This is a genomic window from Stenotrophomonas sp. Sm2128 (genome assembly GCF_030985535.1).
Classification (GTDB): domain Bacteria; phylum Pseudomonadota; class Gammaproteobacteria; order Xanthomonadales; family Xanthomonadaceae; genus Stenotrophomonas; species Stenotrophomonas maltophilia.
This window is the reverse complement of the sequence record NZ_JAPTFQ010000061.1, coordinates 15,433-30,023: the sequence shown is the minus strand read 5'-3', so window position 1 is coordinate 30,023 and position 14,591 is coordinate 15,433. Positions and strand designations below refer to the sequence as shown.

General features: G+C 68.4%; 9 protein-coding genes. 7 read left to right on the top strand and 2 right to left on the bottom strand.

What is annotated here, in order from left to right:
* Positions 1 to 482: 482 nt before the first annotated feature.
* Both O0K41_RS16130 and gshB read right to left on the bottom strand, forming a co-directional pair.
* Complete coding sequence (locus O0K41_RS16130; RefSeq protein ID WP_005410719.1) at positions 483 to 1,367, bottom strand: energy transducer TonB; 885 nt, start codon at positions 1,365 to 1,367, stop codon at positions 483 to 485.
* Complete coding sequence (gene gshB, locus O0K41_RS16125) at positions 1,367 to 2,314, bottom strand: glutathione synthase (protein ID WP_005410718.1); 948 nt, start codon at positions 2,312 to 2,314, stop codon at positions 1,367 to 1,369. Before gshB ends, O0K41_RS16130 begins: the two co-directional genes overlap by 1 nt.
* 240 nt (positions 2,315 to 2,554) lie before the next feature.
* Here gshB and pilG point away from each other — a divergent pair, with 240 nt between their 5' ends.
* The 7 genes from pilG to O0K41_RS16090 all read left to right on the top strand — a co-directional run bounded on the left by pilG (position 2,555) and on the right by O0K41_RS16090 (position 14,496).
* The gene (gene pilG, locus O0K41_RS16120) at positions 2,555 to 2,956 is read left to right on the top strand and encodes a twitching motility response regulator PilG (RefSeq protein ID WP_005418455.1); all 402 of its coding nucleotides are present in this window, start codon (positions 2,555 to 2,557) and stop codon (positions 2,954 to 2,956) included.
* Between the two features lie 18 nt (positions 2,957 to 2,974).
* Complete coding sequence (locus tag O0K41_RS16115) at positions 2,975 to 3,337, top strand: response regulator (protein WP_005410717.1); 363 nt, start codon at positions 2,975 to 2,977, stop codon at positions 3,335 to 3,337.
* Entirely contained in the window at positions 3,337 to 3,867 is a 531-nt protein-coding gene (locus O0K41_RS16110) for a chemotaxis protein CheW (protein WP_005410716.1), read from the top strand. Before O0K41_RS16115 ends, O0K41_RS16110 begins: the two co-directional genes overlap by 1 nt.
* A 41-nt stretch (positions 3,868 to 3,908) precedes the next feature.
* A complete protein-coding gene (locus O0K41_RS16105) occupies positions 3,909 to 5,945 on the top strand; it encodes a methyl-accepting chemotaxis protein (RefSeq protein WP_005410715.1) in 2,037 nt (678 codons plus the stop codon).
* A gap of 100 nt (positions 5,946 to 6,045) precedes the next feature.
* Positions 6,046 to 12,723, top strand: coding sequence for an Hpt domain-containing protein (locus tag O0K41_RS16100; protein WP_164223252.1), 6,678 nt, complete (start codon positions 6,046 to 6,048; stop codon positions 12,721 to 12,723).
* Positions 12,710 to 14,035: a chemotaxis protein CheB gene (locus O0K41_RS16095; RefSeq protein ID WP_088435941.1), complete on the top strand. Its 1,326-nt coding sequence runs from the start codon at positions 12,710 to 12,712 to the stop codon at positions 14,033 to 14,035. The genes O0K41_RS16100 and O0K41_RS16095 overlap by 14 nt, the downstream gene beginning before the upstream one ends.
* Positions 14,032 to 14,496: a chemotaxis protein CheW gene (locus tag O0K41_RS16090; protein WP_005410712.1), complete on the top strand. Its 465-nt coding sequence runs from the start codon at positions 14,032 to 14,034 to the stop codon at positions 14,494 to 14,496. The genes O0K41_RS16095 and O0K41_RS16090 overlap by 4 nt, the downstream gene beginning before the upstream one ends.
* Positions 14,497 to 14,591 lie beyond the last annotated feature (95 nt).

The window sequence follows — 14,591 nt, the reverse complement described above, 5'->3', positions numbered from 1 at the left end:
CCCCCCCCCCCCCCCCCCCCCCCCCCCCCCCCCCCCCCCCCCCCCCGGCCTCTGACAGTTTCCGTGTGCGTCCGCCACGGAAAATCAAAAAAGAAAATCAAAGTCAAAAGCGGATCGCTTTGCTCGCATCCACGCGTAGCGTGGATGTGTGTCGACCAAGGTCGACACCTACCAACAGCGGAGCGGGACGCGATGCGCCGCGATCTGTCAGAGGTGGGGCGGTGTGGGCTTGCAGGACCGTTGCGCCATGGGCCCGAGGCACGCCTCGGGCGGGTTGGGCAGGACGCCCAACCCCGGTCTTGCCGTGTGCGCAGGACAGCGCACACGAGCAAGGCGCCATCGAGCCCCCAGGGACGGGTTTACGGCGTGTCCTGCAAGCCCACACCGCCCCGCCAAAACCCACCCCACCACCGCCGTTTTTGCTTTTGCGTTTCCTCTCCCCCACCTGCGGGTCCCGGGCCGCAGGCCCGGGCAACAAAACCCTACCGGTCGTCGTGCAGGGTGCCGCCCGGCAGGAACACCCACGTACGGGTAACCTGCAGGATGTCGATCTCATCCTCGGTCTTCGGCAAGGGCGGGAACGGCTGGGCCAGCTGCACCACCCGCAGGGCGGCCTCATCCAGCAATGGCGTCCCGCTCGAACGCAGGATCCGGCTGCTCTCCACGCTGCCATCGCGGCGCACGCCCACGCTGATCACTACCTGGCCACCGAGGCGGCGCTGCCGCGCCTCATCCGGGTAATTCAGGTTGCCTACCTTCTCGGCACGGTCGACCCAGGCGCGCAGGTAATTGGCATAGGCATACTCACGCGTGCTGGCCGACACGAACTTGCGGTTCGGGCGCTTGGCGTACTGCGCCGAGCGCAGATGTACTTCGGCAGCCAGCCGCGCCATCTCCACGTCGCGCTGTTCGCGTGCGCTCAAGGGCGCATCCGGTTCGGGCTGATCCGGCGTGGGGCGGGACTGCGCCTGCGCCACCACCTCTTCGCCATTGCGGCTGCTGACCACCCGTGCCTGTGGCGGCGGAACCGGCGCGGCCGATTGCTGCTGCTGTGGAACCGGGCTGATTCCGGACTGGGCCTGCGGCACGATGCCGGCCTGGTTGTCGCGCGGACGCTGTGCGCGGTCGTGCTCGCCACCGCCTTCCTGGTTGGCCGCGGCCAGGAAATCGGCCTGCTTCGGGGTCAGCGCGGTGCGGGTCTGGCTGAAGATGACTTCCAGTGTCGGCACCAGCGGCGCATCGCCCTTCACGGCGAAGCCCACGCCCAGGATCAGCAGGGCGTGGACCAGCACCGACAGCGCGATGGTCGCCCCCAGCCGTTGCGCTTCGCGCGGCGGCGGGGGCAGGACGGCAGGTGCGGCAGACATCAGCGCAGGCCGGCCTCGAGTGCGTCGAACAGGGTGCCGGCGATGTTCAGGCCGTACTGCGCGTCCAGTTCGCGCACGCAGGTCGGGCTGGTCACGTTGACCTCGGTCAGGTAATCGCCGATCACGTCCAGGCCGACGAAGCGCATGCCGCGGCGCTTCATCTCCGGGCCGACCTGGGCGGCGATCCAGCGGTCGCGCTCGCTCAGCGGGCGGCCTTCGCCGCGGCCGCCGGCGGCCAGGTTGCCGCGGAATTCATCGCCCTGCGGGATGCGCGCCAGGCAGTAGTCCACCGGTTCGCCATCGACCAGCAGGATGCGCTTGTCGCCGGCGGTGATGTCGGGAATGAACTTCTGGGCCAGCGCCAGCTTGCGGCCGCCGTCGGTCAGGGTTTCCAGGATCACGTTCAGATTCGGATCGCCCTGGCCGCTGCGGAAGATCGAGCGGCCGCCCATGCCGTCCAGCGGCTTCAGCACGGCCTGGCCGTGCTCCAGCGCAAAGGCCTTCAAGACCTTCGCGTCGCGGCTGACCAGGGTCGGCGGACAGCACTGCGGGAACAGCAGCGCGGCCAGCTTCTCGTTGTAGTCGCGCAGGCCCTGCGGGTTGTTGACCACGCAGGCGCCAGCCGCTGCGGCCACGTCCAGCACCTGGGTGTCGTAGATGTATTCGGCGTCGACCGGCGGGTCCTTGCGCATCAGCACGATCTGGCCGGGGCCGAACTCGGTGCGGCTGAACGCGCCCAGCTCATACCAGCCGGCCGGGTCGTCGCGCACCTGCAGCGGCGCGGTCTGGGCCACCGCTACACCACCCTCCAGGGCCAGGCCGCCCGGGCGCACGTAGTGCAGGGCATGGCCGCGGCGCTGGGCTTCCAGCAGCATGGCGAAGGTGGTGTCCTTGGCGATCTTGATGTGGGCGATGGGATCCATCACCACGATGACGTTCAACGGCATGGGCGCACCTGTCAGGCAAGGCGTTGATGGTAGCGGCAACGCCGCTCGCGCGCCTCCCCGCCGTCCTGCAACGCAGCGTCCGCCCGGCGGTCGCGCACGCATTGCGAAACCCGTCACGTTCAGGAGGGTGCCATGCCCCGCGCCATGGGGCGGCCTTGAAGCGGGCGCGGAAAGTGCGATATAGATACGCTTTCGTAGCGGCCCCCGCCAGAGATCGGGCCGTGCGCTTGGGGATAGGCAATGACTGAAAACACGACTGCGGGCGGGGAACTCGCAGGACTCCGGGTGATGGTCATCGATGATTCGAAGACCATCCGCAGGACTGCGGAAACGCTGCTCAAGCGCGAAGGCTGCGAGGTGGTCACCGCCACCGACGGCTTCGAAGCGCTTGCGAAGATCGCAGACCAGCAGCCGCAGATCATCTTCGTCGACATCATGATGCCGCGCCTGGACGGGTACCAGACCTGTGCGCTGATCAAGGGCAACCAGCTGTTCAAGGCGACCCCGGTCATCATGCTCTCGTCCAAGGATGGCCTGTTCGACAAGGCGCGGGGACGCATCGTCGGCTCGGAGCAGTACCTGACGAAGCCTTTCACGCGTGAAGAACTGCTGGGTGCCATCCGCACATACGTCAACGCCTGACCAGGGGGGAAAGGCACAATGGCTCGTATCGTTCTGATCGAGGATTCACCGACCGACCGCGCGGTGTTCACCCAGTGGCTGCGCCGTGCCGGCCACGAGGTGCTGGAGGCGGACAATGCCGAGGATGGACTGCAGCTGGTCCGCGACCAGGTGCCGCAGCTGGTGCTGATGGACGTGGTCCTGCCCGGCATGAGCGGTTTCCAGGCCACCCGCGCGATGGCCCGTGATGCGGCGATCAAGCACATCCCGGTGATCATCGTCAGCACCAAGGCGATGGAAACCGACAAGGCATGGGGCCTGCGCCAGGGCGCGGCCGATTACATCGTCAAGCCGCCGCGCGAGGATGAACTGATCGCGCGGATCAACGAACTGGTGGCCTGATGCGCTCGCCCTTCGACATTCTCGAAGCCTACGAACGGCGCAGCCTGGCCCACGCGGTGCAGCTGCCCGAGCGGCAGTTCGCCCAGGACCTCTGGCGTGGCGTGGGTTACCGCGTCGGCCAGCGCCGGCTGGTGTCCGATTTCCGCGAAGTGGTGGAAATCGTGCCGATGCCGCCGGTGACCCCGGTGCCGTGCGCGCAGCCGTGGCTGCTGGGCGTGGGCAATCTGCGCGGCAACCTGTTCCCGGTGGTCGACCTGAAGTACTTCCTGGAAGGCACGCGTACCGTGCAGCAGGAAGGCCAGCGCGTGCTGATCATGCGCCAGGCCGGCGGCGACGTCGCCCTGACCATCGATGAACTGTTCGGCCAGCGCAGCTTTGAACTGGACCAGCAGATCGCGGCCGGCACGCTGGCCGAAGGGCGCTACGGCCACTTCGTCGATCGCGCCTTCCACGCCGACGGCCACGACTGGGGCGTGTTCTCCCTCTCGCTGCTGTCGCGTACCCCTGAATTCCGGCAAGCCGCGGCCTGAGGCCGGGCATCGCCCCCTGCATTGAAGATCGAGGTTGAACGATGAGTACTGCTTCGGACGCCACCAAGACCGGCAAGCTGCGGCTGGGCGGCAGCAACCTCTGGCTGTTCCTGCTGCTGGCATCGATGATCCTGTTCGGCGTCAACACCGGCGTCGCCACCTGGCAGGGCAGTCGCCTGGCCGATGCCGGTTCCAAGGCGGCCGACCTGCAGGTGCTGTCGCAGCAGCTGGCCAACCAGGGCCGTGACGCGGTGGGCGGCAACGCGCAGGCGTTCACCGCCTTCAAGGCGACCCGCAACGCGATCGAACAGAACGTGTCGACACTGCAGGGGCGCTACGGCAAGGAGCCGGGCGTGTCCGGTGCCATCGCCACCCTGGGCGAGACCTGGGCGCCGCTGGGCAAGCAGGCCGGGCAGCTGGTCGCCAGCGAACCGGCGGTGCTGGCGCTGGCCGGCAATGCCAACAACTTCACCGGCGCGGTGCCGGGCCTGCAGGCCCAGCTGAACGAGCTGGTGCGTGCGATGTCCGCCTCCGGCGCGCCGTCGTCGCAGGTGTACAGCGCACTGCAGCAGGTCGTGGTGGCTGGCTCGATGGCCCGCCGCGTAACCGAAATGCGTGCCGGTGGCAGCGCCGCAGCGACGTCCGGCGATGCACTGGCACGCGACATCACCGTGTTCTCGCAGGTGCTCGACGGCCTGCGCAACGGCAACGAGGAACTGGGCATCACCGCCGTGCGCGGTGCCGCCGCCGTCGCCGCACTGGAGCAGTCGCAGCAGAAGTGGGAAGCGATGAAGCAGGACGCTGACGCGATCCTGGCCAGCTCGCGCCAGCTGTTCGCGGCGCAGTCCGCCGCCACCGCGCTGGGCCAGGGTTCGGCCCACATGCTGGATGACAGCCGCAAGCTGTTCGACGCGTTCTCCTCGTTCGGCTCGGTGTCTGACACCCGCCTGTTCCCGAACTTCTGGATCGGTGTGGTGTCCGGTGCGCTGTCGCTGATCGCGATCATCGGCTTCGTTTCCACCAACGTGCGCAGCCGCTCGCGCGAGCAGGAACTGCGTTACCAGACCCAGGTGGAATTCAACAGCCGCAACCAGCAGGCGATCATGCGGCTGCTGGACGAAATCTCCTCGCTGGGTGAGGGCGACCTGACGGTGAAGGCCTCGGTGACCGAGGACATGACCGGCGCCATCGCCGACGCAATCAATTACGCCGTCGACGAGCTGCGCCACCTGGTGACCACCATCAACGACACCTCGGCCAAGGTCGCGCTGTCCACCCAGGAAACCCAGGCCACCGCCATGCAGCTGGCAGAGGCGGCGGGCCACCAGGCCAACCAGATCACCTCGGCGTCGGACCGCATCGGCGAAATCGCGGCGAGCATCGAACAGGTGTCGCGCAACTCGGCCGAGTCGGCCGACGTGGCACAGCGTTCGGTGGTGATCGCCGCCGAAGGTGCCGGCGTGGTGCGCGAGACCATCCAGGGCATGGACCAGATCCGTGACCAGATCCAGGAAACCTCCAAGCGCATCAAGCGCCTGGGTGAGTCGTCGCAGGAAATCGGCTCGATCGTGGAACTGATCAACGACATTTCCGAACAGACCAACATCCTGGCGTTGAACGCGGCAGTGCAGGCGGCGTCGGCCGGTGAAGCGGGTCGCGGTTTCGCGGTCGTGGCCGACGAAGTGCAGCGCCTGGCAGAACGTACCTCCGGCGCGACCCGACGCATCGAGAACCTGGTGCAGGCCATTCAGGCCGATACCAACGAAGCGGTCACCTCGATGGAACAGACCACCGCCGAAGTGGTGTCCGGTGCACGCCTGGCCGAGGATGCCGGCACCGCGCTGACCGAGATCGAGCGCGTGTCCAATGCACTGAACACCCTCATCAAGAACATCTCCATCGCCGCCCAGCAGCAGTCCGCTGCGGCTTCGGACATCACTCGCACCATGGGCGTGATCCGGCAGATCACCGGCCAGACCTCGCAGGGTGCCGGGCAGACCGCCGAATCGATCGGCCACCTCGCGCAGCTGGCGGCCGACCTGCGTCGTTCGGTCGCCGACTTCAAGCTGCCGGCGTGACGCGGGCAGGGCGGCGAGCAAGGAACCAGTCGATGAAGCATTTCCATTCCCCACGCCAGAACTCGCGCGGCTTCCGCGCGGCGGCGAACGGAGCGCGTCCATGAGCAGTCTGCGCGATGCGATGAGCCACGCAGCGCTGGGCTGGGTCAAGCCCGAGCTGGACGAGACCCTGCGCCAGGTGCGCAACGAAGTCGAGTACTACGCCGAAGACCCGACCGACGCCAGCCGCATGCGCATCTGCGCCGGCTACCTGCACCAGGTACAGGGCACCCTGCGCATGGTCGAGCTGTACGCCCCGGCCATGGTGGCCGAGGAGCTGGAACAGCTGGCCAATGCCATCGGCGCCGGTGGCGTGGCCGATCGGGATGAAGCCTGCGCGACCCTGATGCGTGGCAGCGTGCTGCTGCCCGACTACCTGGAGCGCCTGCAGAACGGTCACCGTGACATCCCGATCGTGCTGATGCCGCTGCTGAACGAGATCCGTGCCGCACGTGGCGAAGAGGGCGTGCATGACAGCGTGCTGCTGGCATTCGCACCGGACAGCGTCACCGCCACCGAGGCCGAGCTGGACCATGCCCGTGGCAGCCTGAGCGGGCGCAACCGCGAGCTGCTCGATACCGTGGGCAGTGCAGTGAAGGAAGAACTGCTGCGCATCAAGGATGCGCTGGACCTGCACCTGCGTACCGGCGGTGCGCCGGAGCAACTGCAGACCCAGGCCAACGAGCTCGGTGCGGTCGCCGATACGCTGGGCATGATGGGCCTGGGCGTGGCCCGCGGCGTGGTCGTGCAGCAACGTGATGCCCTGCGTGGCGTGGTCGAGGGCCGCCAGCAGATCGACGAAAACCTGCTGCTGGATATCGCCGGGGCGCTGCTCTACGTGGATGCGTCGCTGGATGACCAGGTCGCCCACCTGGGCGCCGGCGGCAGTGGCCAGGACGATCCGAGCGCAGTGGAGAACCGGCGCACGGTAGAGGTGCTGGCGCACGAGGCCATCGCCAACTTCGCCGCCGCGCGCGAGCACTTCGTCGCGTTCATTGAAACCAGCTGGAACCATGCCGAGCTGCACGACGTGCCGCGCCTGCTGGGCGATGTGTCAGGTGCGCTGCGCATGCTCGACCTGGGTACCGCCGCCGATTACCTGCGCGGTGTGCAGCAGTACATCGAAGCCGAGCTGATCGGTCGCCAGCGCGTGCCGAGTGGCCGCCAGCTGGACACGCTGGCCGACGCCATGGCCAGCCTGGAGTACTACCTGGAAGCCCTGCGCGACCGTCGTCCGGGTCGCGAGGACATCCTCGACATCACCCGCAGCAGCCTTGAGGCGCTGCGCTACTGGCCGTTGCCGGACCACGATGCGGCTGAGCCGGCAGCGTCCGTGCCGCAGTCGATCGAGCGTGAGCCGGTCGTGCTGCAGGGCGAGGCACTGCAGCCAGAGCACATCGAGATCCCGGTACAGTCGGCCGCGCCGGCACCCGGTGAGGTGCCGGTACCGCTGCCGGACTTCACCTTCGATCCGCCACCGGCCACGCCTTCGCCGGCAGCGGCGGACAACAGCTTGATGTTTGGTGGGCTGGGATCCGTCGCCTCCGCGCCGCTGTCGCTGCGTGACGAGTCGGATGCACCGCTGGTCTTTGCCGCCTCCAGTGCACCTGCACCCGAGGTCCCGCAATGGGATCTGGCACCGTTCCATCCTGAGACCGATCCGCTCGCTCCAGCGGACGATGAGCGCAGTCCGACGTTTGCCAGCTTCGATCCGGTCAGTTTCGAACAGCTCGATGCAGGGCAGGGGGCCGCCACCCAGTGGACACTGTCAGAGGCGGCTCTGCCAGTGCAGTCCAATGCGACAACCGGCCTGGACGTAGAGGACGCCGCCGACGCCTCGCTGTCCATCGAGACCGGCGCGCATGCCGCACCGGGGTTCGACCCGGTGGCCGCCGAACATGACGCGGTTTCTGCAAGTGACGACGTCGTGTTCCGTTTCGATGCCGATGCGCTGGACAATGCCGACGACGTGTTGTCGCTGCATGCGATGGAGGCATTGTCGCTGGAGGACGCTGCCGGGCTGCATCCGTCGCTGGAGAGCCTCGATGCCACTGCCCCTGCGGTGGTGGAAGAGAGCCCGGCTGCCGCAGAGCCGGACATCACCCCCGTGGATGTGCCGGTGGAAGCGCCCGGACCGCTTGCCGATGTGCCGGCAGCGGCGGTGTCGATGATCGACATCGACACCATCGCACCGATTGATTTCAGCGAAGCCGACGCGCAGTTCTTTGCCGAGCTGAGCGCTGCCGCCGCGGACTTCAATCCGCAGGCGACCCCGACGCCGGCCGATGCGGAAGCGCCAGTCGCCGTGGGCAGCGCGGAAGATGCAGACGCCGGCTTCGAGGCCGGCTTCGACGACGATGCCGAGAACATCGACGAGGACATCCGCGAGGTGTTCCTGGAAGAGTTCGACGACGAACTGGCCAACCTCGGAACGTTGCTGCCGGCATGGCGCATGCAGCCGGACAACATGGACCGTCTGCGTCCCATCCGCCGCATCTTCCATACGCTCAAGGGCAGTGGCCGACTGGTCGGTGCACGCACCCTGGGCGAATTCGCGTGGAAGATCGAGGGCATGCTCAACCGCGTGCTCGACGGCAGCCGCCCGGCGACGCCAGCCGTGCTGGCCATGGTCGACAACGCGCATGCCGCGCTGCCGCAGCTGAACGCCGCGTTGCGTCATGGCCAGCGGATCAGCGTGGACCTGCAAGCGATGCAGGCCATTGCCGATCGCGTCGGCGCGGGTGAGGAAACCTATTACGTACCGCTGCCGGTTGCGGCCGCTCCCGCCGCACCGGTGGTCGAAGCCGATGGCGAGGACGAGATCAGCCGCATCCTCGAAGGCGAAGCAATGGCGTCGGTGCAGGCTGAAGCCGATGCGGACCCGGCGCCTGAAGCATTGGGCACGCCGGCCAACATCGACAGCGTGCTGCGCGAGATCCTGGAAGCCGAAGTGGAAGTCCACCAGGCGACCCTGCAGGACTGGCTGCGCTTGGCACAGCAGGCGCAGCAGCCGGTCAGCGACGCGCTGCTGCGCGCGGTGCACACCATGAACGGCGCCTTCGCGATGACCGAAGTGCCGGAAATCACTGCCGTTACCGGCGGTGCCGAGTCCTACATCAAGCGCGCGCTGGCCGCGGACGTGGTGCCGGGCGACGAGGGCGTGGCTGCGCTGGACGCGACCGCGCAGGCGATCACCGCGACCATGGAAGCGCTGCAGGCCGAACAGCCGCGCATCATGCCGCAGGAAGCGCTGGTGCAGCGCCTGCAGGCGCTGGCCGGTGAACTGCCGGAAGCGCGCTGGCCGATGGTCGGGCTGGGAGACGAGGATGAAGAGGGCATCGAGCTGGCGCCCGATGTCGGGCAGGCATCCGAAGCCGAAGCGCCGCTGGCCGGGCTGGACACGCTGGACGAAACCAGCATGGCGTCCGCTTTCGACGCGGCGCCCGATCTCAGTGCCGAGCCGCAGCCGCTTGCCGAAGATGCGCTGGAACCGGTTCCAGCTGCAACCGACCCGCAGACGCTGAACGTCGCAGCCGACAGCGGCCTGAACGTGGGCGAGCTGACCGCCAGCGACGATCTTTCGCGTTACTTCGACGCCGGCTGGCCGTCGGTGCCGGGCGAAGGTGAACCTGCCGTGGCGGACCCCGGCGCGATTGAATCGATCCAGCCGGTCGAGAGTGCGCCTGTTGTCGAAGTGGCCGAAGCAGATGCCGTGCCCACGATCGCGACGGTCGACGACGCTGATCTGACCATGGCCGACGATCTGTCGCCCTACCTCGACGCCAGTGCGCTGCCGGTGGATGACCGCGACGCGGAAGAGCGGCCGGTGCCTGCGGAAGTTGACGCGATCGACCTGAATACGCCGTTGTCCTTTGATTCGGGCAGTGGCGATGACAGCGTCATTGACGCCGCTGCTGCACTGCCACTCGACAGCGGGCTGTCGAGCCTGCAGGATGAAATGGCTGCGCCGGGTTTTGCAGAACCGGTCACGCTGGCAGCCGCGCTCGAGGCCGGCCTGCACGTGATCGAAGACGAGCAGACCCTGGACGACGACGGGCAATGGCCCGTGCTCGGCCTCCAGGCCAGCGAACTCGCGCCGGGCGAGGCGGAAGCCTTTGCCGAGGATGCGGACGTCGGCGGGGAGGCGGCGGTCGGCGAAGGAGAGAGCGCCGATCAGCCGTCCCCGGCGACGGTGAACGAGGTGAGCGCTGCCGAAGCACTGCAGGCCACCGCCGAGCCGGTGCGGTTCTTCGAACTGGAAGAAGCGCCGGGGCAGGGCACGGCCAACACCGATGCCGAACCTGCCGAGGCCGACGCTGGGGAGCGGGCGCCGCTCCACGATGAAGCCTCCACCCTGGAAGACATCGCGGATGGCGCCGATGCGCTCGACTTCAGCGTGTACGACCGCGAACTGGTCGACATCTTCGTCGAGGAAGGCAAGGATCTGCTCGACCACTGCGATGGCCTGATCAGCGAGCTTCGCAATGCGCCTCAGGATCGCGAGGTGCTGGCCGGCCTGCAGCGTGACCTGCATACCCTGAAGGGTGGCGCACGCATGGCCGGCATCAATGCCATCGGCGACCTTGGCCACAGCATCGAATCCCTGCTGGAAGCCGTGGCGGCCGGCCGCACCGAGATCGAACGCCGCGACGTGCAGCTGCTGGAGCGCGGCTTCGACCGCCTGCACCAGCTGCTGACGCGGACCGGTGCCCACCGCGTGGTGGCGCCTGCACAGGATCTGGTGGAGGCCTTCGAGGTCCGCACCACCACCGATATCGCGGCGGCCGCTGCGGCCGCGCGTGCGGCCAGCGAGGCCGAGGCCGTGCCGGCACAGGCTGTGGGCCCGCTGACGACGCCGGCCGATGCCCCGCTGTCGGCACCACTGCCGGCCGAAGGCGTGGCCGACGAAGATCCGCTGGCGCGTCCGCAGCAGGAGCAGGTGCGGGTGCGCGCCGACCTGCTCGACCGCCTGGTCAACCATGCCGGTGAAGTGGCGATCTATCGCTCGCGTCTGGAACAGCAGCTGGGTGCCTTCCGTGGTGCCATGGCCGAACTGGAGCGCACCAATGCGCGACTGCGCGACCAGCTGCGCCGACTCGACCTGGAAACCGAGGCGCAGATCGTCGCCCGCTACCAGCGCGAGCAGGACCAGGCGGACCAGAAGTTCGATCCGCTGGAACTGGACCGTTTCTCCACCCTGCAGCAGCTCAGCCGTGCGCTGAACGAGTCCGCCGCCGACCTGGGCGGCCTGCAGGGCGTCCTGGACGATCTGTCGCGCCAGTACGACTCCCTGCTGCAGCAGCAGTCGCGCGTAAGCTCGGAACTGCAGGATGGCCTGATGCGCGCGCGCATGGTGCCGTTCGACGGTCTGGTGCCGCGCCTGCGCCGCGTGGTCCGCCAGTCCGGCATGGATACCGGCAAGCAGGTCCACCTGACCCTGGAAGGTACCCACGGCGAACTGGACCGCAACGTCCTCGACCGCATGGTCGCGCCGCTGGAACACATGCTGCGCAACTCCGTGGCGCATGGCCTGGAAGCGCCGGAACAGCGCCGCGCCGCCGGCAAGCCGGAGGAGGGCGAGATCGCCATCCGCCTGCACCGCGAAGGCTCGGAAATCGTGCTGGAAGTGGCCGACGACGGCGCCGGCCTGGACCGCGAGGCGATCCGCCGCCGCGCCATCGACCGTGGCCTGCTGGCTGCCGATGCGCAGCCGAACGAGCAGGAACTGGACAACCTGATCTTCGCCTCTGGTTTCACCACCGCTGACCAGGTCAGCCAGCTGGCCGGCCGTGGCGTGGGCATGGACGTGGTGCGCAACGAAGTGCGCCAGCTGGGCGGTTCGGTCGATATCCAGTCAGTGCGGGGCCAGGGCGTGCGCTTCACCCTGCGCCTGCCGCAGACGCTGGCGGTCACCCAGGCGGTGTTCGTGCAGATCGGCGAAACCACCTTTGCGGTGCCGGTCGCATCGGTCAGTGGCATCGGCCGCCTGTCGCGCGAGCGTTTCGAAGCGGCCGACAGCAGCTATCGCTACAGCGGCGAGGACTATCCGCTGTACGACCTCGGCAGCCTGGTCGGGCAGGCCCCGGCGCGTGCCGATGGCCAGGACCAGGTACCGCTGCTGCTGGTCCGTGCCGGTGACCTGCGTGCCGCCGTGGCGATCGACCAGGTGCTGGGCAACCGCGAAATCGTGGTCAAGCCGGTCGGCCTGCAGATCGCTTCGGTGCCGGGCATCTACGGTGCAACCATCACCGGCGATGGCCGCGTGGTGGTGATCCTGGACGTAGCGCCGCTGGTGCGCCGCTTCCTCGCCAACCCGACGCTGCCGGTGCTGGCCAACGCGCCACGCCAGGAGCGCCAGGTGCCGCTGGTGATGGTGGTGGACGATTCGCTGACCATGCGCAAGGTGACCGGGCGCATCCTCGAACGCCACAACTTCGAGGTCAGCGTCGCCCGCGACGGCGTGGAAGCACTGGAGCGCCTGGAAGAACGCGTGCCCGACCTGATGCTGCTGGACATCGAGATGCCGCGCATGGATGGTTACGAGCTGGCCACCGCGATGCGTGCCGACCCGCGCTACAAGGACGTGCCGATCGTGATGATCACCTCGCGCAGCGGCGACAAGCACCGCCAGCGCGCCTTCGAGATCGGCGTGCAGCGCTACCTGGGCAAGCCGTACCAGGAGCTGGACCTGATGCGTAACGTGTACGACCTGCTGGGGATCGCCCGTGTCCGTGAGTGAAGCCCAGGCGGCCCCGGCCGTCGCCCTGCTGGCCCGTCCTGGCGCGGCGCGCGAGCGCCTGCGCGAGGCGTTGTCGCATGCCGATGTGCAGCTGGTGCTGGAAGACGACCCCAACGGCCTGGAGCCGCAGCTGCTGCAGGACGCGCGTCCACAGTTCGTGGTGATCGCGCTGGAAGCGGCCATCGAGGATGCTCTGGAGCGGCTTGAAGCGGTGCTGTCCGCACCAGGCCTGACCCTGGTCTTCGACGAAGCCGAGCTGGCGGCGCGCCGTGATGGCTGGGAGGCACAGCGCTGGGGCCGCCATCTGGCCGCCAAGCTGCACGGCCACCAGCAGGTGCTGCCGCCGGGTGCGGAAGACGAACCCGCCCTGCAGCTGGAACCGGGTCACCCGGCACCGCCGCCGGCACCACGGGAAGAAGCGCTCCAGCCGCATCTGGACCAGGCATTGAGCTGGGCCGACGAGGTACCGGCGGACAGCCTGTATGCGCCACCGGCGCACCTGCACGAACCGATCGCGCTGGAGCAGGCACTGGCCGCGCTGCAGCCGGTGGTGCCGGAGCCGCTGGAGGCAGCGCCGATGCAGCCGGTTGCCACACCGGCAACGCCGCCGGTGTCCTTCGACCACACCGCGTGGTCACTGGTCGAGGACGTAGCAGACGCACCCGCAGCCACCGGGTACAGCGCCGCGATGGAAGCCCCGCTGCCGTCCTTCGATACCGATCACCTCAGCCTGGTGGACCTGGACACTGCGGCGCCTGCGGGCGCACGTGCCGGCTCGCTGCTGGTGCTGGCCGGCATTGGCGGCCCGGATGCGCTGCGCCGCCTGCTCGGTGCGCTGCCGTCGTCGCTGAGCGTGCCGGTGCTGGTGCACATGCGCCTGGACGGTGGCCGCTACGGCAACCTGGTCAAGCAGATGACGCGGGTGTCGCCGCTGCCGGTGCAGCTGGCCGAAGCCGGCCAGCGTGCAACACCCGGTGAAGTGCACGTGCTGGCCGATGACATCGGCGTGCAGGCCGCCAGCGACGGCCTGCATTTCGTCAGCGACGCGCAAGGCATTTCGATCGCCGGGCTGCCGGCCGACCACACTGCGCTGGTCCTGCTCAGCGGCGCCGACCTTGCGCATGTGGGTCCGGCGCTGGATCTGGCCGCCGCCGGTGCCTGGGTGGCCGGGCAGGTCGGCGAGGGCTGCTATGACCCTGCCGCAGCCACGGCGGTGGTCGCCGCTGGCATGGTGGCGGGTGAGCCACAGGAACTGGCGCAGGCCATCGCCTCGCGCTGGGGCGTGGAAGACGATAACGGAGAGGCACCATGAGCTATGCCAGCAATGACGAAATCCGCGGCGTCCTGATCCAGGCCGGCAACGAGCGCGTGCTGCTGCCCAATGCCACCGTGGCCGAAATGATGTCGCGGGTGCCGGTGCAGCCGGTTTCCGACGCCCCGCGCTGGCTGGTCGGCGAAATCGGCTGGCACGGCTGGCAGGTGCCGCTGGTGTCGTTCGCGCGCCTTTCCGGCCTGGGCGAGGAAGCCGTAGGCGGCCACAACAAGGTCGTCGTGCTGAAGGCCCTCAGCGGCAACGCGCAGCGCCCCTACTACGCGCTGCTGACGCAGAATTTCCCGCAGTTGATCTCGGTGCCGCGCGATGGCCTGCTGGCCGATGCTTCCGAGGAAACCCTGCCGCAGATCGTGCACATGCGCGTGCTGCTGGGTGAGCAGAGCGCGCTGCTGCCGAACCTGGATGCGCTGGAAGCCGCGCTGGATTCGCTGGCGGCCTGATCGGCAATCCGCCGGTCAGGTTCCCGGTAGTGCCGGCCGCTGGCCGGCAACCTCATGATCCCTTGGATGCCGGCCAGCGGCCGGCACTACCACCA